General features: G+C 63.1%; 19 protein-coding genes and 1 riboswitch. Of the genes, 10 read left to right on the plus strand and 9 right to left on the minus strand.

Features of this window, described 5'->3' with window-relative positions; translation table 11 throughout:
- Positions 1 to 31 precede the first annotated feature (31 nt).
- A complete protein-coding gene (locus tag C7401_RS23795) occupies positions 32 to 1186 on the minus strand; it encodes a M20 aminoacylase family protein (protein WP_258397204.1) in 1155 nt (384 codons plus the stop codon).
- A 165-nt stretch (positions 1187 to 1351) separates the two neighbouring features.
- On the opposite strand from C7401_RS23795, the gene C7401_RS23800 reads away from it, so the two are divergent.
- Positions 1352 to 1963, plus strand: coding sequence for a MarR family winged helix-turn-helix transcriptional regulator (locus tag C7401_RS23800; protein ID WP_258397205.1), 612 nt, complete (start codon positions 1352 to 1354; stop codon positions 1961 to 1963).
- 12 nt (positions 1964 to 1975) lie between these two features.
- On the opposite strand, the gene C7401_RS23805 is transcribed toward C7401_RS23800, so the two are convergent.
- Positions 1976 to 2836, minus strand: a complete 861-nt coding sequence (locus C7401_RS23805) for a LysR family transcriptional regulator (protein ID WP_112173874.1) — start codon at positions 2834 to 2836, stop codon at positions 1976 to 1978.
- A gap of 130 nt (positions 2837 to 2966) precedes the next feature.
- Here C7401_RS23805 and C7401_RS23810 point away from each other — a divergent pair, with 130 nt between their 5' ends.
- Together C7401_RS23810 and C7401_RS23815 are read left to right on the plus strand one after the other, a co-directional pair.
- Positions 2967 to 4367 (plus strand): DHA2 family efflux MFS transporter permease subunit, encoded by a 1401-nt coding sequence (locus C7401_RS23810; RefSeq protein ID WP_112173875.1) that lies wholly within the window; start codon positions 2967 to 2969, stop codon positions 4365 to 4367.
- Between the two features lie 188 nt (positions 4368 to 4555).
- On the plus strand, positions 4556 to 5605 hold the full coding sequence (locus tag C7401_RS23815; RefSeq protein WP_112173876.1) for a PDDEXK nuclease domain-containing protein: 1050 nt from the start codon (positions 4556 to 4558) through the stop codon (positions 5603 to 5605).
- Between the two features lie 136 nt (positions 5606 to 5741).
- Here C7401_RS23815 and C7401_RS23820 read toward each other — a convergent pair whose 3' ends face one another.
- From C7401_RS23820 to C7401_RS23830, 3 genes are all read right to left on the minus strand, one after another.
- Positions 5742 to 6680, minus strand: a complete 939-nt coding sequence (locus C7401_RS23820; protein WP_112173877.1) for a LysR family transcriptional regulator — start codon at positions 6678 to 6680, stop codon at positions 5742 to 5744.
- Positions 6681 to 7028: 348 nt separating this feature from the next.
- On the minus strand, positions 7029 to 8417 hold the full coding sequence (locus tag C7401_RS23825; protein WP_112173878.1) for an MFS transporter: 1389 nt from the start codon (positions 8415 to 8417) through the stop codon (positions 7029 to 7031).
- 573 nt (positions 8418 to 8990) lie between these two features.
- Positions 8991 to 9407 (minus strand): GlcG/HbpS family heme-binding protein, encoded by a 417-nt coding sequence (locus tag C7401_RS23830; protein ID WP_258397206.1) that lies wholly within the window; start codon positions 9405 to 9407, stop codon positions 8991 to 8993.
- Positions 9408 to 9740: 333 nt separating this feature from the next.
- Positions 9741 to 9908, plus strand: a riboswitch (FMN riboswitch).
- Positions 9909 to 9983: 75 nt separating this feature from the next.
- On the opposite strand from C7401_RS23830, the gene C7401_RS23835 reads away from it, so the two are divergent.
- The 3 genes from C7401_RS23835 to C7401_RS23845 all read left to right on the plus strand — a co-directional run bounded on the left by C7401_RS23835 (position 9984) and on the right by C7401_RS23845 (position 12181).
- Positions 9984 to 10481, plus strand: coding sequence for a 6,7-dimethyl-8-ribityllumazine synthase (locus C7401_RS23835; protein WP_112173880.1), 498 nt, complete (start codon positions 9984 to 9986; stop codon positions 10479 to 10481).
- A gap of 326 nt (positions 10482 to 10807) precedes the next feature.
- The gene (locus tag C7401_RS23840) at positions 10808 to 11206 is read left to right on the plus strand and encodes a DUF1488 family protein (RefSeq protein ID WP_112173881.1); all 399 of its coding nucleotides are present in this window, start codon (positions 10808 to 10810) and stop codon (positions 11204 to 11206) included.
- 555 nt (positions 11207 to 11761) lie between these two features.
- On the plus strand, positions 11762 to 12181 hold the full coding sequence (locus tag C7401_RS23845) for a hypothetical protein (RefSeq protein WP_112173882.1): 420 nt from the start codon (positions 11762 to 11764) through the stop codon (positions 12179 to 12181).
- 419 nt (positions 12182 to 12600) lie between these two features.
- Here the strand turns inward: C7401_RS23845 and C7401_RS23850 are convergent, their stop codons facing one another.
- Positions 12601 to 13194: a cysteine hydrolase family protein gene (locus C7401_RS23850; protein WP_112173883.1), complete on the minus strand. Its 594-nt coding sequence runs from the start codon at positions 13192 to 13194 to the stop codon at positions 12601 to 12603.
- A 299-nt stretch (positions 13195 to 13493) separates the two neighbouring features.
- Between C7401_RS23850 and C7401_RS23855 the strand changes: the two genes are divergently transcribed.
- Entirely contained in the window at positions 13494 to 13883 is a 390-nt protein-coding gene (locus C7401_RS23855) for a DUF1488 family protein (protein ID WP_112173884.1), read from the plus strand.
- 23 nt (positions 13884 to 13906) lie between these two features.
- On the opposite strand, the gene C7401_RS23860 is transcribed toward C7401_RS23855, so the two are convergent.
- Together C7401_RS23860 and C7401_RS23865 are read right to left on the minus strand one after the other, a co-directional pair.
- Positions 13907 to 15391, minus strand: coding sequence for a carbohydrate porin (locus C7401_RS23860; RefSeq protein WP_112173885.1), 1485 nt, complete (start codon positions 15389 to 15391; stop codon positions 13907 to 13909).
- Positions 15392 to 15488: 97 nt separating this feature from the next.
- Positions 15489 to 15761: a hypothetical protein gene (locus tag C7401_RS23865; protein WP_112173886.1), complete on the minus strand. Its 273-nt coding sequence runs from the start codon at positions 15759 to 15761 to the stop codon at positions 15489 to 15491.
- Positions 15762 to 16685: 924 nt separating this feature from the next.
- Here C7401_RS23865 and C7401_RS45060 point away from each other — a divergent pair.
- The 3 genes from C7401_RS45060 to C7401_RS23880 all read left to right on the plus strand — a co-directional run bounded on the left by C7401_RS45060 (position 16686) and on the right by C7401_RS23880 (position 19548).
- Positions 16686 to 16850 carry a hypothetical protein gene (locus C7401_RS45060; protein WP_181565668.1) on the plus strand — a complete coding sequence of 55 codons (165 nt, stop codon included), beginning with the start codon at positions 16686 to 16688 and terminating at the stop codon, positions 16848 to 16850.
- Between the two features lie 230 nt (positions 16851 to 17080).
- The gene (locus C7401_RS23875) at positions 17081 to 18427 is read left to right on the plus strand and encodes an ABC transporter ATP-binding protein (RefSeq protein ID WP_112173888.1); all 1347 of its coding nucleotides are present in this window, start codon (positions 17081 to 17083) and stop codon (positions 18425 to 18427) included.
- Positions 18428 to 18615: 188 nt separating this feature from the next.
- Positions 18616 to 19548, plus strand: a complete 933-nt coding sequence (locus tag C7401_RS23880) for a hypothetical protein (RefSeq protein WP_112173889.1) — start codon at positions 18616 to 18618, stop codon at positions 19546 to 19548.
- Between the two features lie 27 nt (positions 19549 to 19575).
- Here C7401_RS23880 and C7401_RS23885 read toward each other — a convergent pair whose 3' ends face one another.
- Positions 19576 to 20292: an aspartate/glutamate racemase family protein gene (locus C7401_RS23885; RefSeq protein ID WP_112173890.1), complete on the minus strand. Its 717-nt coding sequence runs from the start codon at positions 20290 to 20292 to the stop codon at positions 19576 to 19578.
- Positions 20293 to 20295: the final 3 nt, after the last annotated feature.

Below are 20295 nucleotides of genomic sequence, written 5' to 3' on the forward strand. Positions count from 1 at the left end.
CTTCTGATCGATTGCGTGGAATGGCGTCGGCTTAGCCGAGCCGTTGCCGAACGATTTCGATGAACACGGCCGCGCCGGTGGGGGCGGTGTCGTCGTCGAAATCGAATTCGGGGTGATGGCAGGTGAGCCCGTTGTGGCCGAGGAAAAAATACGAGCCCGGACGCTGCTGCAACATGAACGCGAAGTCTTCCGAGGCCATCAGCGGCGCGACGTCGACGACCACGTTGTCCGCGCCGAGCACGCGCTCGGCCGCGCGGCGCACCGTTTCGGTTTCGGCGGGCGTATTGAGCGTGGGCGGCGAAGTTTGAAGGTGCTCGAAGCTCACTTCGCAGCCATACATCATCGCCGCGCCTTCGCAGATCGCGCGCAGCCGCGCGAGCGACGTTTCCTGTGCCTTGACCGAGAGCGTGCGCACCGTGCCTTCGAGCACCGCGCTGTCGGGAATCACGTTGATCGCGGTGCCCGAGAGGAACTTGCAGATGCTGACCACCGCGGTATCGAGCGGATCGATGTTGCGGCTCACGATGCTCTGGATCGACTGCACGAGCGTGGTGCCGACGATCAGCGGATCGATCGACTTGTGCGGCATCGCCGCATGACTGCCGATGCCCTTGATGCTGATGCGAAAGAGGTCGCAGGCCGACAGGATCGCGCCATTGCGCACGCCGATCTTGCCGGCTGGCAACTGGTTGTTGTTATGCAGTGCGTAGATTTCGTCGCAGTGGAAGCGCTCGAACAGGCCGTCGTCGATCATCGCCGAGCCGCCGCGCAGCGTTTCCTCGGCCGGTTGAAAGATCAGATGAACGGTGCCGCGAAAGTCGCGATGCGCGGCAAGATATTTCGCCACGCCGAGCAGGATCGCCGTGTGGCCGTCGTGGCCGCAGCCGTGGAATACGTTGTCGTGGGTCGAGCGGTGCGCGGGCGTGCCTTTTTCGCTCATCGGCAGCGCGTCCATGTCGGCGCGCAGACCGATCGACGGACCCTCGCCACGCGTGCCGCGAATCGTGCCGACCACGCCTGTGCCGCCAACACCGGTCTGCAAGTCGATCGCCCAGTCGGCGAGCCGCTGCGCCACCAGACCGGCGGTGCGATGCTCGTGAAAACCCAGCTCCGGATGCTGGTGAATGTCCCTGCGCCACGCGCGCATGTGTTCGCCCAGGTCGTTCAGTTCGCTTTCCGTCTGCATGGCGCCAGTTCCTTTTGCCCGTTCTGCCAGGTGAGTGTGCGGTCCGTCCATGCGCTGCACGGCGGGCCGGTCAGATTCCAGTCCGGTTCCAAGAATAATTCAATAGTTGCATTATTCAACTAATGACATTCCCTGAGATCGCCGGACGCCCGGCGCGTGTGGGCTATGATGATGGATGACAGAGCGGCCGCGCGCGGCGCGCTTCCAACAAGTGAAGGTTTGGGAACAGGACGGCAGCACATGCGAGCAGGAACGCCACCGGCGGGGCATAAAGGGAAACCGGACGACCGCGGCCAGGACGAGGACCAGGCAAAACACGACGACGGCGGCGCCAACGGGGCAGCACTTTATCTGACCTTCAAGCTGGATCTGATCAAAAGCGAGATGATCAGCCGCGCGAACGCCGAGTACCGGCCCGCGTTCGGGCTCGACGTGCGCTCGCTGCGCGTGCTGAGGATGATTTGCGACGCGCCTGGGATCACCGCGAGCGTGCTGAAGGAGCAGACGCTAATCGAGAAGACGATGCTCTCGAAGCTGGTCGCGGACCTGATCGAGCGTAAGCTGGTGCGGCGCTCCATTCATCCCGACGACGCGCGCCATTTCCAGCTGTGGCCGACCGCGGCCGGCAAGCGGACGCGCGTTTCCAGCGACGAACTCGGCCAGTCGCTGGAAACGGAGATCCTGTCGATGCTGAGCGCCGAGGAGCGCAGCCAGTTGAACAGTATCGTCGACAAGCTGGTCGACGAGTTTCGCAAGGCGGCGAAGGGGCAGGCCTGAGCGGCCGCCGCGCTATTCGCCGATCCAGGACCCGCGCAGGTCACTGTCATGCAGCAATTGCAGCAGCGTTTGGGCCGGACGGCTGAGGCGTTTCGCGGCGAGCGCGATGAATTCGACATCCGGGAGCGTGGGCAGGCTCGACGCATTGACAGGCGGCGCAAGACCGCGCGCCGCGAGATACTGCGATCGCACCGTAATGCCGAGCCCGCCGCGCGCTGCCGCCACGCAGCCCGCATGACTGCTGCTCGTGCAGACCATCTGCCAGCGGAAATCGGTTTGGGCGAGGGCGTCGAGGACGACCGCGCGCGTCACGCTCGGTTCGGCGACAAGGACGAGCGGCAGCGGCTGCGTGAGGTCCACGACCGTGCCGGTGGGCGCGAGCCACTCGAGCCTGCTGGTGAACAGGACCGCACCGCGTTTGTCGCCGACCCGTCGTTTGCCGACCATGAGATCGATCGTCCCGGCATCCAGCAACTCATAGAGTTCGCCTGTCATGCCAATGTTGATTTCCAGTTCCACATCGGGATGCGCGTTGCGAAAGGCCGTCAACACCGTCGGCAGCGGACCGAGCGCAACGTCGTCCGACGAGCCCAGACGAACCCGACCCTTCAGGCGCGGCGCGCGAAACTGGGCCTGCGCGCGGTCGATCGCATGCAGGATCACGCTGGCGTGGGCGAGCATGGCCTCGCCGTCCGGCGTGATCGAAAGCGAATGCGTGTCGCGCACGAACAGCCGTCTGCCGATCGTCTGTTCGAGGCGGCGGATATGCTCGCTGACGCTCGACTGGGTCAGGCCGAGCTGACGCCCCGCCTCGGTGAAACTGTGGCAGGTCGCGACCGTGACGAACGTCCGGAGCCAGATGGGATTGAGCATCCGGGCATTGTTATCGGAAACGCCGATGACAGTCAACGTCGTCAGTGGGGTTCCCGATTTACGGCGATGACAATACGATGACGGCATTCCCCCAAAGTTTGTCCGCGCGCGCTGCGCGCCCGAAGTTTCAATGAGCAAGGATTCCAGTCACACCGCATTGCTGTGGATCGTCGCCGCCGGCTTTTTCATGCAGGCGCTCGACACGACGATCGTCAACACCGCGCTGCCGTCCATCGCGCATAGCCTTGGCGTGCGGCCACTCGAGATGCAACCGGTGATCGTCGCCTATACGCTGACGATGGCGATGCTCACGCCCGCATCGGGCTGGCTCGCAGACCGCTTCGGCACACGCCGTGTCTACTTCACCGCCATCCTGATCTTCGTGCTCGGCTCGCTGTGCTGCGCGAACGCCCATTCGCTGGGCCAGCTCGTCGTCGCGCGCGTGCTACAGGGCATTGGCGGATCGATGCTGTTGCCGATCGGGCGACTCGCCGTGCTGCGCGCCGTGAGCGGCGAGGCCTACGTCTCGGCGCTCGCGCTCATTTCCGTCTCCGGTCAGGTTGGCCCGATCGTTGGACCGACGCTTGGCGGCTGGTTTGTTCAGTCCTTCTCGTGGCATTGGATTTTCCTGATCAACGTGCCGATTGGCGCGATCGGACTGTTCGCAGTCCTGCGCTATCTGCCGCGCGCGACGGGGGTGAGGGCGCCTGCGTTCGACGTCGCCGGTGGCGCGCTCGTGTCGCTGTGCATGATCGCGTTTTCGCTGGCCGTGGAAGTGCCGGTCCAATCGCATCGCGCCGCGTGGTCCGCGGGGCTCTTCGTGCTCGGGCTCGCGAGCGCGCTCGCTTACGTGCCGTACGCCCGGCGGCGCCAGAATCCGCTCTTCAAGCTGGCGCTGTTCCGCGAGCCGAACTTCAGCGTCGGTCTGATCGGTAATCTGCTCTGCCGCATCGGCTCCAGCGCGGTGCCGTTCCTCGTCCCGCTGCTGATGCAGCTCGAACTCGGCTATACGCCGCTGCGATCCGGCATCATGATGCTGCCCGCCGCCGTTGCGGGCGCCCTTGCCAAGCGCTGGATCGCGCCGCTGATTCGACGCTTTGGCTACGACACCTTCCTGCTCGTGAATACGCTGATCGTGGGTGCATCGATCGTGGCATTCGCATTGATATCGCACGACACGCCCGTGATCGTCGAGATCGCGGTGCTGGCGATTTTCGGCGCGGCCAACTCGATGCAGTTCGCGGCGATGAACAGCGTCACGCTCAAGGGGCTTTCGCACGAGGATGCGGGCAGCGGCAACAGCTTGTTCTCGATGGTGCAGATGCTGGCGATGGGCCTCGGCGTGTCGGTTGGCGGCGCACTTGTCAGCGTGGTCGCCGATCAATGGGGATCGGTGGCGCTCGGCTTTCGCGTGAGCTTCGCCGTGGTTGGCGCGATCACGCTGGCGTCGGCGCTGATTTTCCGGCGCATCGAGGAAACGCCCGCCGCAGTCTCGACGCCGGTAAAAGCCGCGGCTGCGGGCGGGCGGTGATCGGACGGGCGACACGCCTGGACGGTAATGCGCTTTATTTTACATAATACTAATTAGCGCATTTTTATCGGGGTCGGGTGTTATAATTTTGCCACCCGAATTCCACGCCCAGGCTTGCGAGCCGCACGGCGCCAACCGGATAATCGAGCCTCGACGGTCCGACAACAGGTGCGCAACGCCTGCAATGCATGACAGATGACCTGAAAAACCTCGTCGCGAGCGACGACTACCGCCATTGGCTGCTCGAATTGAAGCAGCGCGTCGAGCGTGCCCGTCAGCGGGCGGCCGCGAGCGTGAACCGCGAACTGATCAAGCTGTACTGGCAGATCGGCAGCGATATTCTCCAGCGGCAGCAGACCCAGGGATGGGGAGCCGGCGTCGTCGACCAGCTCGCGCGCGACCTGAAAGCCGCGTTTCCGGACATGCGGGGTTTCTCGCCGCGCAACCTCAAATACATGCGCGCGCTCGCCCAGGCGTGGCCGGACCCGGAATTTGTGCAGCAGCCTGCTGCACAATTGCCCTGGTTCCACCTGTGCACCTTGCTCGACAAGGTCAAGAACCCCGTTCAACGCGACTGGTACGCCGCCAAGGCGCTGGAGCACGGCTGGTCGAGAGCCGTGCTCGTCGCGCAGGTCGAGACGGACGCCTGCGGCCGCGCGGGCAATGCCATCACGAATTTTGCCGAACGCCTGCCCCCGCCGCAATCCGACCTTGCCCGCGAGGCGCTGAAGGACCCGTACGTCTTCGATTTCCTCGTGTTGGCCGAAAACGCCCAGGAGCGCGATATCGAACGCGAATTGACCCGGCACATCACGCAATTTCTGCTCGAACTGGGCGCGGGGTTCGCGTTCGTGGGGCGCCAGTACCGGCTGGAGGTCGGCGGCGACGAATTCTTCATCGACCTGCTCTTCTATCACCTGAAGCTGCGCTGCTATGTGGTCGTCGAACTGAAAACGACGCCGTTCAAGCCCGAATACGCGGGCCAGTTGAACTTCTATCTTTCCGCCGTCGATGCGCAGGTCAAGGCGCCGGAAGACCAGCCGACCATCGGCCTGCTGCTGTGCAAGGAGAAAAACCGGCTCGTGGCTGAATATGCGTTGCGCGGTGTGGCCAAACCGATGGGCGTGGCCGAGTACCAGCTCATGCGCGAGGTGCCGCCTTCGCTGGAAACCGGCCTGCCGACGATCGACCAGATCGAGGCCGAACTGCGCCCGGATCTTCCGGATGCCGCGTCATAGGCCTTTGTCTTGCAGCCGTCCTGGCGTGCAAATGCGCTAAATCGCGCGCATTTGCTTGCCGAAAGCTCGCGCGAACAACCCCGTGCTCATGAATTAAAGCCTGGCGATCCTATCTATTTGGGCGCCGCGCCACGATTCAAAGCGCCAACGCGTCGCCGTAAGCCGAAAAGCGCAACTCCTTGCCCGACACGTGCGCCGCGATGAAGTCCAGAAACAGGCGGATTTTCGCGGGAATCATGGGCGTGTCGAGAATGGTGGCGTACATGCCGTCATCGAACGACGTGTTGCTCACCTGGTATTGCGGCATGAGCCGTACGAGCCGCCCGCTGGCGATATCGTGGTGCACGGTGTAATCCTCGAGCAGCGCAATGCCTTCGCCGAGCCGCGCAAATTCCAGCAATGCGACGCCGTTGTTGCTCACATGTCGCGGGTTGACGGCCACCTCTGCCACCGCCTCCTCCTGCTTGAAGCGCCAGATGTAATTGTCGCCTGGCAGCGTGTACGCAAGACACTCGTGCGTAGCGATCTGGTCAGGTGTTTCGGGTGGCGTACGCGCGGCCAGATAGCCGGGCGAAGCCACGAGATAACGCTCGCTCTTGAAGAGAATGCGCCGCTTGAGTCCGGCTTCCACCGGGGGCGCAATGCGAAAGTCGATGTCGATCTGCTGGCGGCGCAAATCGGCTTTCGATTCGCCAAGAATTAATTCAACGTGAATGTCCGGATACTGGCGGCGAAATTTCGTGATCAGCGGCGGCAGCACGCCAAGACCAAACATCATGCGCGAGTGCACGCGCAACATGCCCATGGGCGCGGCGCTGATGGCCGTGATGTTGCTCTGTGCCTCGCTGATGCTCCAGAGTATGCCCTCCAGATGCCTTGCGTATTCCTGCCCTGCTTCGGTCAGCACGACCTGACGCGTGGAGCGCAGCAGCAGCTTGACATTCAGTTCGTTCTCGAACTCGGTGATCATGCGGGAGACGGAGGTGGCCGAAACGCCAAACGTGCGTGCCGTCTCCGAAAAACTCTCCGTTCGTGAAATAGAGAGAAAAAACTCCATCGCACGAAGCCGGTCCATGATTCCTCCAGTTTTTGCAGTTCAGAACGCATCTTTTACGTTATGCCTGATAATAACATGGCGAATCTGGAATTCCTCGGCCATCAGGGGTTTGTATTATGTGTATTAATTCGTCATCCGAATCGTCTGTCTAGCCGGGATGCGGCTGGGTACCGCCGTGGCATCTCTCAAAACGTCGAGGCTGTTGAGTCGTTCCTCATTGCGTCGCGCGAGACGAAACGGGCACCAACGCGCGGTGCGCCGTGTGCCCGTTAGACCATACAGTCGATGCGTTGATGTGCCGCGCACGCATTGGCGCGGCTACATGAGGTTTCGCGCAGGCAGGATTTCGCCGTGGCGGCGCGGTGCTCAGTGATGCGAGGCCGCTGGCGTGCCCGCCACGAGTTCGTTGCGGCGCAGATGCGGCGCGTGACGGCCGACCACGAGCAACGCGCCGGCCGCGATCAGCGAAGGCACGGCGAGTGTGCCGAAAATGGCCGAGAATTCCCAGTTCAGGCTCAGCAGGAACGCGCCGCCGAACGTACCCGCCACGGCGCCGAGACGCCCGATCGCCAGCATCCATGCACAGCCCGTCACGCGGCTCGAGGTCGGATAGAACTGCGTGGCGAGCGTGGACATCGAAGACGCCGCGCCCGAAAGCGTGACGCCGGTGACGACGATCAGCAACGTGAGCCCCGCGTCGTGCGCCACATTGCGCCCGATGATAAAGACCACGAGCGCGGTGAGCGCGTAGAACAGCGCGATCACGCGCACCGGGCTCATGCGGTCCATCAGCCAGCCCGTGAGGAGAATGCCCACGCACGCACCGAGGTGGAAGTAAGCGGACGTGGCCGCGTATTGCGGCAGCGAGAAGCCCGAGCCCTTGAGCAGCGTCGGCATCCAGTTGTTGATGAGGTACAGCACCACGAGGCACATGAAGTACGCCAGCCACAGCATGGTCGTGCCCACCACGTATTTGCGCGAGAGAAGTTCGAGCACGGGCGAGCGCCTGGCCTGTTCGCGCGGCGCGTGCGCCTCGCTCACGAACACACAGCCGTCAAGGCGCGCCTTGGGCGCGAGACGACGCAGCGCGCGGGCGATGCGCTCCGCGGGCTTGCCGCGCGCCACCATGAATTTCACCGATTCCGGCAGGAAGGCGAGCAGCAGGCACGCGAGCACGAGCGGCGCGATGCCGCCCACGAGCAGCACGCTGCGCCAGCCGAACGCGGGAATCAGCCAACCCGAGAGCAGGCCGCCCACAGTGTTGCCGGCAGCGAACCCCACCAGCATGCCGTTGACCGCGAGGCCGCGAATGCGCGACGGCACGAATTCGGCCATCAGCGTCGCCGTGTTGGGAATCGCCGCGCCAAGGCCCACGCCGGTGAGAAAACGCATGATGGTGAGTGACTCCATCGACGTGGCGAAGGCCGCCGCCGTGCTCCACACGCCGAAGAACGCCACCGAGCCCACCAGCACGCTGCGGCGGCCGATACGGTCGGCGATCGGGCTCACCAGCAGCGCCCCCACGCCGATGCCGATGAGCGTGGCGCTCAAAACGGGGCCGAGCGAGGCGCGCGGCACATGCCAGTCCTGGGCGAGCGTGGGCGCGATGAGGCCCATTACGCCGGTATCGAGGCCATCGAGCGCGATGGTGAGAAAGCACAGCACGAACAGCATGCAGTGGAAGAGCGAAAAGCGCTGATCGTCGATGAAGGCCTGGACGTCAACGGTGCGTCCCATGTCGCGTGCAAGACTCATCGTGCGCCCTCCATCACGCAGCCCGCGCAACGCGCGACGCGCAACCGGGAAAGACACTGATTGCCGCTACTGATCCTCTTCATACCGTCTTGTCTCCATTGAGTCATATTCGCGCGCGTCGCTTCTCGAAGCGGGCAATGCACAGCCAGACTACGAGCGCTTTGGCCCGTTTTTGTTCCGCGTCGTGCTCGCCTTTTATCCGGCGGCGCATTTTGCGTTGTTTTTATCGATGTTGCCAGCCATCGATTCGCACACCGTTGCTCGTGCATCGATCCGGGTGATCGTGCTTTGAACGCCATGCGTTGCGGGAATCTCTCGCGGTACGATTATATGGAGGGCGTGCGGCGCCGATTTCTGCGAAATCAGAAGAGGTGTACTGCAAAATTCGACATATTCGCGTGCGTGGCAGGCGGATTTAAGGGAAAACCCGCTTGAATGGGGTTTAGGCGACGTGTCTTGAGTTACGGCAGCCCCACGCCGCATACCAGCCCCAAGAGCAATAATTCCCTTGCGACCCCAAGTGTCGTGTCGCCGGCTGACCCATAACGGCCATGCACGATAGCCGGCCCTCCTCTACTTGATCGTGTCGGCGGCAGCCTTGCACACGGCGGCATCCTGATCGCCCGTGCCGCCGCTACATCCCACCGCGCCGACCACCTTGCCCCCTTCTATGAGCGGAAACCCTCCGGGCGACGCCACCAGCCCGGCGTCCAGCGTGCCCACATACGCGTGTCCGCTTTCGTACTGGTTGTAAAAGACCCGGGTTTCCCGCCGAAATCGCGCTGACGTGCGCGCCTTGTTCTGCGAGACCTCGATCGAGGCGTACTGCGCGCCGTCCATCCGCTCGAACGCGAGCAGCTCGCCATGCGTGTCGACCACGGCGATATTCATTTTCCAGTCGTGTTTCTTCGCTTCGGACTCCGCAATCGCGAGCAATTTTTTCGCGGTGTCCAGGCTGATCGCGGTGCCATAGGGGATGTCGAACGGCATCTTCTCCGGTGTCCCGCCTGCCGAAGGCTGTGAGGCCGAAGTTTGCGCCGCCGCTGTCGTTGCAACGGCATTGGCCGCGACAAGGCAGGCTGCACACGTAATTCGAACGAGACTTTGCATCGCACCACCTCCCGCTGTGTTGGCCGCAGGCACGTGCATTGAGCCGTTGGCGGAACGCTTTGCACGATGGCCCGGCTGGTTCGAAACGTAGCGCGATGAGTGCCGGTGTGCAAGGACGATCCTTCGCCCGGCGCCTCGTGCCGATTTCCCCCTTGGGAATGTGGCTATGCACAAAATGACGTTTCGTGCTACCGTACAGCCCGTTCGTCAAGAACACGTTCTCGGGGCGGGGTGCAATTCCCCACCGGCGGTAATCGTCCTTAACCACGACGTAGCCCGCGAGCGCTCCGTTATCGCAGGCGGCAATCAGCGATGGCGCAGGTCAGCAGACCCGGTTGGATTCCGGGGCCGACGGTATAGTCCGGATGAAAGAGAACAGGTCGGCTTGCGGCTATTCGCGTCGTGCGAAGGCCGCGGCCGTCCTTCGCCCTGTTCACACAAAACAGGCTGAAGTCCATGAACATTTCCACCACCCTCGAATCGCAAGCCGTCGCAGCATCCTCCCATCGTCCGCGCATTGCTTTCATCCAGGCCTGCTGGCACCGTGACATCGTCGACCAGTGCAAGACCTCGTTTTTGCAGTCGATTCAGAAGTACGGCTACACCGCTGAAGACGTCGACCTGTACGAAGTGCCGGGCGCCTTCGAAATTCCGTTGCACGCGAAACGACTTGCGCAAAGCGGTCAATACGCTGGCATCGTGGCGGCTGGGCTCGTGGTCGACGGCGGTATCTATCGCCATGACTTCGTCGCGACGGCTGTCATCAACGCCCTCATGCAGGTCCAGCTCGAAACCGGTACGCCGGTGTTCTCGGCCGTGCTGACGCCGCATCACTTCCACGCCGGCGAAGAACACGTTGGCTTCTTCCGCGAGCACTTTGTCGTGAAGGGGGCTGAAGCCGCGCACGCCTGTGCCGACACCGTGAGCAAGCTCGCCGCCTTGCCCGTGCGATAAATCACGCGTTACGACGGTTGCGCACGCAACCACTGGCGACGGCGAATGGAAGATGCGGCGTCGCCTTGGCATCTCATGACATGAGTGTGCCGCTGTCGACGCTGAATGCCCAACGTTGCGGATGAAGCTTTACTGCCCTGCTCCGGTCATTTCAGCGGCGGCACACGATTTCAATAGTGATTTCGATTCAAGGTGCTGCTGCACGAAGAGGCGTTTGAGCACTGCGGCGCAAAGCCGTGAGTTGAAGCGCGGGCACTGCAATGTTCGTTTAGCCAGGTACATGGGTTGCTGATGCACAGGCGCCTGACCTCCTGGAGCGATGCCAAATGATCATTCGATTTCCCCGCACTCAAGCGTTCTACTGCGCCGGAGGCACGATCCGTTTCGACGCCGAAGTGGACGGCGCACAAGTCACATGCGAAATATCGCCTGAGGCTCTTGAAGAACACTTCCGTGCGCGCCCCGGACAAGCCGGCCTGTTGAGCGCCTTCGCAGCGCATCGCGACGAGATCGAGTCAATCGCAAGACACACGCTGCCCCATCGGTTGTCCGCCGGTCGCTGCCAACTCTTTCTACGCGATTTCATGTGCCGGACAACACACGCCGGCGCAATCATGAGTCTGCACCGGGACATGGCGAAAATCGCACGCCCCGTGGCATCTGAAACGAGTGCGACTCATTCAACCGCGAGCATTGCGGCGCTCGACGAACTCGAAGCGAGCTAACGCCCTGAACGGCGCGGCGTTGCCGGTTTCCACAGGCACGACGCGAGCAAGCCAACCCGTGCGTTCAATGCCGCGTGAACCCGGCAACCGCTTGCACCGAGGGTCATGCAGTTTGCCAATAGCGTTGTATAGGCCGGGCAATAGCGATGCAATGACGCCGAAGTAATGTTGACGCGCAGGGCTTCATGGCATGGCTGCGCGTTGCAACTCTTGCCGGGATAGATGGCGTTAATGCGGTAAGGTCGACTGTCGTGAACCTCACGCATCCGTGTTTCTTCCGATCGAGAAAATTGAACCTCAACAACGATTAGAACTTCTTACAATTTCGTCGACGAATCACGCTTGACCCACCGGTATACGCTGCTTACGATCGACCTGCGGACCTTGCTCTGCTGTTCTTCATCTAAAAGTTGAGTCGGTATGGCTGTTGCACTGTTCATGCTGGATTGTGCTGTTTAGCTGCGCAGCCTCGTTGTCAGACCGATGCCAGTGAGCCGTGCGGATTTTTGCGGCGCTGGTTGCAAAGCCCGGTTTGTTGGCATTAGGGGGCTCGTTATGTCTTACCGCCGCTGGACCTCTCCTTCCGAGACCGCGGAATGGCTCATCCTCGTCGGCGCGGCTTTCGCGGTGCTGGGCGGATGGATTCCCTGGATGGGCCACGCACCTTACTACTTCGTCGCCGGGGTTGCACTGATCGGCTCGGGCACCCTGATGCTCTGGAGCCGATCGGCAGGGCTCTGGTGGTACTTCCTCATGTTCGTCGCGGCCCTGATCTGGTCGGTCTTCAAAGTCGGGCTGAATGGCTGGAGTCTTTTGCAGCGACTCTTTGTGCTCGGCCTGCTCGGCATCGGAATCAGCATCACGTTCGTTACCAGCCAATCGGCAATCGGCCGGCCGCTGCGCGTTGCGGCGATCGTCATGGCGATCGTGTACGGCCTGGCGATAGGCAGCATGTTCTTGTCCGCCGTCTTCTGACCGGACCGGCAATAACCCGCAGAAGAACTTACGCGGCGCCCGTGCAATAACGACGCTCTTCAAGCTCGTCAGTTGATCGGTCGAATGACCGATCGAGTGTCAACATATGCCGATCGCCAAAGGCATTGATCAATTGGCGCACGGCATTCGACCGCAAGCTTCCGGGCAGCCTGTCATGCACCAGTCGTCCGCCGCCAAGCCGCGCTCGTTGCGCGCTGGCCGCTTGCCGTCGTGCGCAAGGGGCCATGTCGCTTCGCTCGCGCACTCGGTTGCGCATGCAATGAGGCATACGGCGGCCCGCTCGTGGCCGAGCGAGGTGAGAGTCGCCTCCAGGACGCTGCCGTCGATACACCGCGCAGCGTGGATTGGCTGATGCGACGGGTTCGTCGAAGCGTCCCCCGCAGCGGGCGAACTTCACCTCACGCGGACAACGCGTCGACCACATGCTGCGAGTGCAGGACCTGCGCGTGTGGCGCAATCACCTTGTCGAGCAAAAGATCGTGCAATTCGCTATCCGGATCGGCGCAACAATCACGCGCGACGACCAACCGGTAGTCGAGGTCAAACGCCTGACGCACCGTGGACAGCACGACGCCACCCGTCGTGATGCCCGCAAGCACCAGCGTTTCCACACCATTCGAGCCCAATAGCGTTTGCAGGTCCGTTCCGCTGAATGCGCCTATGCGCTGCTTGATCACGACCGGCTCATCGTGCAACGGCGCGACAGCGGGATGGATCGCCGTTTCCGGCTGGCCTCGCAAAAAGAGGCCGTTCTGCTTCACGAACGAAAAGAGCGCGTTACGCGGGCTGACCTCCGGATGGCCGGTGCGAAAGGCGACCATCACGTAGACGATGGGCATGCGGGCCGCGCGCGCCGCCGCGATCATGCGTGCGGTGCCGGCCAGCACGGCCTCGCGCTGCGCCTGCGCAACGTAGTTCTCCAGCAGCACGTTCTGGTAGTCCAGCACGAGCAACGCGGATTTCGCCGGATCGAGATGAAAAGGCTCGGACATGGTCATGTATCCATCAAAGTGGGCCGCCGCTGTCGCGTGAGAGCGCGGACTCGTTGTCGAATCGCGCTGATGACAGCGGACAGCGGGCGTTAGTTATGAAGATATTAACGGCGGCGCAAGTGTGCGGTAGCGCACAGTGTTGTGAGCAAACTGAAAGGCGAGCGCCCTATCACTTCGGTCAGCGAGGGCCTTCTGCGCAAAGCATGACAGTCTTCGAACTCCCCGATCAAGAATGCCACAACGGCTGCAAAGGGAGTCGGAACAGAAAAATCATGCTTCGCTCGTGAGGAAGATCAGTCATGTTCATTCACTTTTCCGACACGGCCGCGACATGCTCCCCCAAGGGATCCGTCGTCTTCGTCGCGATGGTCGACGCGACCGAGGTGAATTGCGAAGTCTCGCCCGAGGCGCTCGCGGACCATTTCGGCGCCAAACGCATGGACCCGCCGTGTCTGCTGGCCGCATTCGAAGCTCATCGGCGGGAAATCCTGGCAACGGCGGCGGCAATGCTTCCGCACCGGCTTTCGGGGCGGCGCTGCCTGCTGTTTTCACGGGACTTCTCGTCCACGCTCACGCCTGGACCGCACATCATGCTGGAGGCCCGATCGCCGGCTCATCCGGGGCCCGTCAGCCTCCCTTGCGAGCCGGCATCGCTGCGTGCGAACGCGCGTTCAAGAGCGTCGCCGTAAGCCCGTAGCAACAGGAAGCGCACTTAGAACTGGATCGTCGTGCGCACCCCCAGAACCGCCTCGTCGCCAATGCGGCGTGACGGATTCTGCGGATCGGGAATCCCGCCGGCGGGCCGGAAAAAGTACTGAAAATCCGCCTGCCATTGCCACCAAGGCGCGACCTGGTACTGGTAGGTCGCCTCCAGAACGGTCTCGGCGCTGCGCGACGGATAGCCCGGCGTGGCAACCGCCTGGGCGCTCGCATAGTCCTGCGCGTGCGAGCCGATGTGCGCGTAACCTACGGCCAGGCCCGCTACGTCGTTGTCGCGCCCCTTGAACGGTGCCTTGAGCGTCACGCCCGCGTTGATCCCGAGGTCCACCAGGTTACGGTCGCCGGGTGCGCCCATCACGCGCGCGAACACGCCTACCGACTGCGGGCTGTCCGCGGCCGGGCGCCATACCATCTGGTCAGCCACGGCGTAGATGCTGTAGTTGCCCCGATGTGTGATCGGGCCGCCCACGCCCGTCATGCCCGTTGCGGGATCGGCGAAGCGGTTGCTGTTGTACCAGAAGCCGAGCTTGTAGGTGCCGGGCAGACCATTTGATTTGGCATCCGAATTATTGGCCGGCGGCTGGTTGATGGCATACTGAATTTCGCCGATAACCAGCGTGCCATTGCCCAGATTGAAATTCGTGCCGCTCGCGTTGAGCTTTTGCGGGTCGCCCTCACCAGGCGCGGGGTTGCCGTCGAATACGCCGCCTAGCACGGTAATCGCGTCGGTGGGCGTGGCGCGCACGCGCACGCCAAGCGACGAAAGCGGATAAGCCGGGCCGCCCGCGGGCAGATCGACGGAGGGCAAGGCCGACCAGCCGAACGTCGCGTTCATGAACACGTTCGCGTACTGGCTGATCATGAATTCCTGATCGAGGCTCTGCTGCCCGACCTTCACGTCGACCTTGCCGCCGGGCAGCGTCTGCTGGTACCACAGCTCCCACAAGCGGGTCGAGGCGTCGGCTTCGATGCCGCTCGCGCTTTGCAGCGTTTGCAGGTTGCGCGTGCTCAGGCTCGTGCCGTGAATCTGAAAACCGGAGACGTTGAAAATGCCGCCCGGCAGGCCGAACGCCTTCTGCGTGTCCATGCCCAGGCTGAACTCCGTGAGCCCCTGGTAAGCGCCGCCGCGCTGCGTGCCCCCGCTCAGGTTGCCCATGTACTCGCTGGTTTCCTGCAAGCCGAACGTGACGCCATACTGACCGAGCCAGGGGCGCAGGCCGCCCATGTCGCCAAAGAGGTTCGAGCGCTCCCAGAGGCCGGTGGGTGCGGCGCTCGCCTGATCGGCAGCCGGTGCTTGCTGCGCCGCTTCACCGGATGGCGCAGCCGGTTGAGCGGGTGCGCTTTCGCCGCCGGTCTGAGCGCTGGCCTGGGCGCCGGTTTGCGCATAGGCGGCGGGCACGACGCCCAGCGAGAGAACGGCGCTCAACGTAATCGAGCCGCCGGAACCGGGCAGCCTGCTCTTGAGGATCTTTTTCATAGTATTTGTGGGGCTGGGGTAAGTTGCGGGCGGGTCCGCTTTCTACGCAGAGCGTGCCTGCGAAGCTTGATGAAACTGTGTCCGGCGCGCAGGTTTTCTACGCGAAGCGCACGGGCGGCCGTAAGGGGCGCTCCAGTTGCGAGGCGCACGCGCACAGCAGCGAAACCAGCGCGGCCGCGGCTACGGTCGCACCGAGAAGTGCGTAACCGGTGGGCGTGAGCGGATGCCCCGCGTGAACGGTGCGCAGCGCACCGCGTGCCGCCAGGTGCGCGGTTCGATGGACGAAGTGCAGTGAGCGGCGGCGCGCACCGGCAGTCGTTGCCTCGTGCACACGCAGTTGAAAAACAAGAAAGAGAAAGGCGAACATCATCCCTCCGCGTTGGCCGCTCTGAGGGCGGACGAAATGCGAAAGCGCAGCCATGCCTGCAAGCCAGCTTGCAAATGGACACATGGCAATCGAATAGAGGGAGCGTGCTGCTGAGAGACCGGCCGCAAGAACAAGGACCGTCAATAACGAAGCGCGCTAACCCGGCGTAAGCGAGTTAGCGGCGAAGGAGTGAACCTGTGGCGGCTATCTCGCGGTTGTGCTGCCGGCGCTGGCCGGCATCGGACTTCCACTACCTGAACATGCGTCCACGGACGACTCCTTTGCTGTGACGGGGCGGATTGTATTGGGCACGCGGACAGAAACGCAAGTAAAAAAAGCATAAACGCGATGCGGGTCAGCAACAGCCCCGTATGCCGCGATTTCTTTCAATCGCGTTTCCCCAAGCCTTCAGAAGCGAATCTCTGCTCTGCTTAGCAATTCTGGTTGACTTTCCGATTTTTCCGCGACTAGAATTCGCCCGTCTTCTCAAAGGGGCCGATGCCTTGGACAGTAGCTGTAGTCGATCTTCAAACGTTCTCGCTGCCTGACCGGCAGGACACACGCTCCCCTTCCCGAGCCGCCGTCCTGCCAGCAGGCAGACGGTGCGCGCCGTAGCCGTATCCTTCGTGCACCCCGAACCATAACGCCATGCCGACGCGGGCTTCGCACGCGCTCGTTCTGGCAATACCTTGCGAGTGCTTGCGCTCGCGGACGACGTGCGTCCGCACCCCGCCAACGCCGGGTGTGGGCGCGCGCCCGGCACGAACAGGAGTCCCCATGCCCGACAGTGACAGTTGCCCTCCCCGCTTGCCTTCAGGCTTGCCCGAGGAAAGCACGTAGGCCCGCGCAGCCGCGCTGAACGCACGGCCGCCGAACGTCTGCGGGCTCTCCATTCGCCCGAACCCACCAGACGTCCGGAGAAACATCATGATTTTCGGTCTGCTTTTGTCGCACCTGCCTCACGTCAATGAAGCGCGCCCGCACTACGAGGCGCTGCTCTCGCTCGAACCGGGCCGCCGCCGTTCAGTGAAAAGCGGGTTGAAAAACCCGCTGAAAAGCCTGTGGCGGCGGATCAAGTCGCGGATTTCTTAAGTTCTGCAAAACTCCGGTCACGAAGAGTCGCCATCGTTGAAAAAGCGTTGGTGCTCCCTGAGCGTGGCCGCGAGTTGACCATTCCCTTTCACATGTTTTTCGATTCGCCTTGTTCGTCACGCTTTCAACCGCACGCCATGGTGTGCGCGGTACGCGTATGCCGAGTCCCGCCCGTGCCTCGCTTCACGCTGAATGAAGACTGAATGGAAACTGAATTGAGACTGAATCCCATGCAAAACCCCAACACGTTCAACGCCGCGCTCAACCCCGACCTGCTCCAGCCGCCTTCGCGCGCCCGCCCCGAAGTGCTCAGCGTCCAGCACGTGTGCCGCGGTTTCAACAAGAACCAGGGCGAGCAGCTCGTGCTCGACGATGTGAACGTCACGTTGCGCGAAGGCGAGATCGTCGGCTTGCTGGGCCGCTCGGGCTCCGGCAAGTCCACGCTCCTGCGCATCATCGCGGGCCTGATTGCGCCCACCAGCGGCGACGTGAGCTACCTGGGCCGCCCGCTGCGCGGCCCGGCCGAAGGCGTCGCGATGGTGTTTCAGACTTTCGCGCTCTTTCCCTGGCTGACTGTTCTGCAAAATGTCGAGGCCGGTCTGGAGGCGATCGGCGTCGGTCCGCAGCAGCGGCGAGCGCGGGCGCTGGCGGCCATCGACCTGATCGGTCTGGACGGCTTCGAAAACGCCTACCCGCGCGAGCTTTCCGGCGGCATGCGCCAGCGTGTGGGCTTCGCGCGCGCGCTCGTGGTCGACCCCACGCTCATGCTCATGGACGAGCCCTTCTCCGCGCTCGACGTGCTCACGGCCGAAACGTTGCGCACGGACCTGCTCGACCTCTGGACGCAAGGCCGCCTGCCCATCAAGTCGGTGCTGATCGTCACGCACAATATCGAGGAGGCGGTTTTCATGTGCGACCGCATTCTCGTGCTCTCGTCGAATCCGGGCCGCGTGGTCGCCGAAATCCCGGTGCCGTTCAAGCATCCGCGCAATCGCCTCGACCCGGTGTTCCGTGCGCTCGTGGACGACATCTACGCCAAGATGACCGCGCGCCAGCCGGGCGCGGCGGCCAAGCCCGAACTGGAGCCGGGCAGCCGGCTGCCGGGCGTGTCGATCAACCTGATGGCCGGCCTGATCGAGACACTGGCCGCCGAGCCGTACAACGGCCGCGCGGACATGCCGGATATCGCGCGCACGCTGCAACTGGAAGTCGACGACCTGTTCCCGGTTGCCGAAATGCTTCAGCACCTGGGCTTCGCGGAAGTCAGCGAGGGCGACGTGGTCCTCACGCACGCAGGCAAGACCTTCGCGGAATTCAGCACCCAGGAGCGCAAGCTGATGTTTTCCGAGCATTTGCTGCGCCATGCGCCGCTCGCCGCGCGCATCAAGACGGTGCTCGACGAGCGGCCCAACCATCGCGCGCCGCGCGTACGGTTCGAGCAGGAACTCGAGGATCTGCTTTCGGACGACGCCGCCACGCAAACGCTCGACTCCGTGATCGCATGGGGCCGTTATGCCGAGATCTTTTCGTATAACGACAAAACGGGAATCTTCAGTTTCGCGGACGTGGAGTCCTGAGTGCGCCGATCATGGTGGCGGCCGTGCTGGCCGTCACCGCGCGGAATGCCATCCCCGAATCGGGCACCGACGGCGATTACCGCTGTACAAGCCACGCCGCCGCCTGCAAGAATGCGGAAGCAACAGGAGTGCCGGAACCCCATCCGCCTCTGTTGCGCCGCAACCAGAACCCATGCAGGAGGCGGACCATGAGCAGGCTTTTCGAAGCCCTGGCGGGCAGTCTATGCGCGCGAGCGTGGCGCGCCGTCGTGATGACGGCGCTGTTCTGTTTCCTGGGCCAGAGCGCCTTCGCGCAAACGGACGACCGGGCAGCGAGCCTGCGCGAGAAGTATCAGAGCCTCACGCAGCAACTCGCGCATAACCCGTTTCAGCGGCCGCTGTACCTCGAATCGCAGGAGTTGCCGTCGGCGCTCAAGGGCGACATTTACGGCGTGGTCAGCTTTCCCTTCGCGGTGGTCAGCCGCTCGCTCAGCGACCCGGTTCAAGGCCCGGCCAACTGGTGCGACGTGTTGATCCTGCACCTGAACATCAAGTACTGCCATGCATCGGCCGGGCCGAACGGTACGGTTCTCGCCGTGAATATCGGCAAGAAAACCGAGGAATCGCTTTCCTCGTCGTACCGCGTGCAATTCAACTATCACCAGGCGGCGAGCACGGCCGATTATTTTCGCGTGGAGCTTTCCGCCGCCACGGGTCCGCTGAGCACGAAGGACTATCAGATCGTGCTGGAGGCGATACCCGTGGGCGAGAACCGCACCTTTATCCATCTCACCTACGCCTATGGTTACGGCACGGCGGGACGCCTGGCAATGAAGGGCTATCTGGCGACGATCGGCAGCAACAAGGTCGGCTTTTCCTCGACGCAGGATACGTCGACGGGCGAGACGCAATACATCGGCGGCGTGCGGGGGCTGGTGGAGCGCAACACCATGCGCTATTACCTCGCCATCGAGGCTTATCTCGGCGCGCTTGCCAGCCCGTCCAACGCTCGCCTCGACAAACGCCTCGCCGACTGGTTCGACGCGACCGAGCAGTATCCGCGGCAATTGCACGAAGTCAGCCGCGCCGATTACCTGCAAATGAAACACAACGAGTATCAGCGGCAGCAGACCGCGCAGTAGTTCATGCGGCGGCCCGCGAGGCGGGCGTCAATGCGGGTTCAGCGGGGGCATGTAGGTCGTGCGGCTTGGCCGCAGGCCCATGCGATGCGCGCTTTCGAGCCACGTGATCGCGGCCGCGGTGGGATCGACCACGGGCACATGGACATGGGTCGCTTCCAGCAGCGCCGCTTGCAGGTCTTGCGCCACCCCGAGCATGCCCGTGCAGCCGAGCACGATGACGTCGGCTTCATTGCGTGTGACGACCGCATCCTTGGCCTGCTCCAGCAGTGCGGCGAGGAGCTTGCGGCGATCCGTGAGCTGCTGGACCGGAATGTTGACGACCCTGGGCGGGGCGATCCGGCTCTCGATGCCATAGCTGCGTGAAAGCGCGCGCAGCATCGGCAAGACCTCCGGCAGCACCGTGATGAAGGCAATGCGCTCGCCAAGACCGAGCGCCGTCAACACCGCCGGCTCGAAACCGCCCACGACCAGCATATCGGCGATCTCGCGCGCGGCCGGCACCGCCGGATCGGCAAAGCAAGTGACGAAGATGGCGTCGACCTTGTCGGCGGCGGCCTGCTTGACCTGGGCGAGAATGCCGGGGCCGTTCATCACGTCGTCGTACTCCGACTCGATGCTGGTGCTGCCGCTGTGAAGGCTCACCGCATCGATCGTGGTGGTGGGCAGCGCCCAATGCCTCGCTTCGTTGAGCACCTCGGGAATCAGCGCGTCGCCGCGAATGGGCAAAATGATGCGAATCTTCATAGG

The sequence above is a fragment of the Paraburkholderia unamae genome (assembly GCF_003268775.1).
Classification (GTDB): Bacteria; Pseudomonadota; Gammaproteobacteria; order Burkholderiales; family Burkholderiaceae; genus Paraburkholderia; species Paraburkholderia unamae.

What these genes read in the sequence shown, in the direction of transcription:
- C7401_RS23880 (WP_112173889.1), top strand. Translation starts at nt 18,616, where the DNA reads ATGAGCAGGCTTTTCGAAGCCCTGGCGGGCAGTCTATGCGCGCGAGCG.
- C7401_RS23865 (WP_112173886.1), bottom strand. Translation starts at nt 15,761, where the DNA reads ATGATGTTCGCCTTTCTCTTTCTTGTTTTTCAACTGCGTGTGCACGAG.
- C7401_RS23835 (WP_112173880.1), top strand. Translation starts at nt 9,984, where the DNA reads ATGAACATTTCCACCACCCTCGAATCGCAAGCCGTCGCAGCATCCTCC.
- C7401_RS23825 (WP_112173878.1), bottom strand. Translation starts at nt 8,417, where the DNA reads ATGAGTCTTGCACGCGACATGGGACGCACCGTTGACGTCCAGGCCTTC.
- C7401_RS23800 (WP_258397205.1), top strand. Translation starts at nt 1,352, where the DNA reads ATGATGATGGATGACAGAGCGGCCGCGCGCGGCGCGCTTCCAACAAGT.
- C7401_RS23875 (WP_112173888.1), top strand. Translation starts at nt 17,081, where the DNA reads ATGCAAAACCCCAACACGTTCAACGCCGCGCTCAACCCCGACCTGCTC.
- C7401_RS23840 (WP_112173881.1), top strand. Translation starts at nt 10,808, where the DNA reads ATGATCATTCGATTTCCCCGCACTCAAGCGTTCTACTGCGCCGGAGGC.
- C7401_RS23885 (WP_112173890.1), bottom strand. Translation starts at nt 20,292, where the DNA reads ATGAAGATTCGCATCATTTTGCCCATTCGCGGCGACGCGCTGATTCCC.
- C7401_RS23820 (WP_112173877.1), bottom strand. Translation starts at nt 6,680, where the DNA reads ATGGACCGGCTTCGTGCGATGGAGTTTTTTCTCTCTATTTCACGAACG.
- C7401_RS45060 (WP_181565668.1), top strand. Translation starts at nt 16,686, where the DNA reads ATGATTTTCGGTCTGCTTTTGTCGCACCTGCCTCACGTCAATGAAGCG.
- C7401_RS23795 (WP_258397204.1), bottom strand. Translation starts at nt 1,186, where the DNA reads ATGCAGACGGAAAGCGAACTGAACGACCTGGGCGAACACATGCGCGCG.
- C7401_RS23810 (WP_112173875.1), top strand. Translation starts at nt 2,967, where the DNA reads ATGAGCAAGGATTCCAGTCACACCGCATTGCTGTGGATCGTCGCCGCC.
- C7401_RS23850 (WP_112173883.1), bottom strand. Translation starts at nt 13,194, where the DNA reads ATGTCCGAGCCTTTTCATCTCGATCCGGCGAAATCCGCGTTGCTCGTG.
- C7401_RS23805 (WP_112173874.1), bottom strand. Translation starts at nt 2,836, where the DNA reads ATGCTCAATCCCATCTGGCTCCGGACGTTCGTCACGGTCGCGACCTGC.
- C7401_RS23845 (WP_112173882.1), top strand. Translation starts at nt 11,762, where the DNA reads ATGTCTTACCGCCGCTGGACCTCTCCTTCCGAGACCGCGGAATGGCTC.
- C7401_RS23830 (WP_258397206.1), bottom strand. Translation starts at nt 9,407, where the DNA reads ATGCCGTTCGACATCCCCTATGGCACCGCGATCAGCCTGGACACCGCG.
- C7401_RS23860 (WP_112173885.1), bottom strand. Translation starts at nt 15,391, where the DNA reads ATGAAAAAGATCCTCAAGAGCAGGCTGCCCGGTTCCGGCGGCTCGATT.
- C7401_RS23815 (WP_112173876.1), top strand. Translation starts at nt 4,556, where the DNA reads ATGACAGATGACCTGAAAAACCTCGTCGCGAGCGACGACTACCGCCAT.
- C7401_RS23855 (WP_112173884.1), top strand. Translation starts at nt 13,494, where the DNA reads ATGTTCATTCACTTTTCCGACACGGCCGCGACATGCTCCCCCAAGGGA.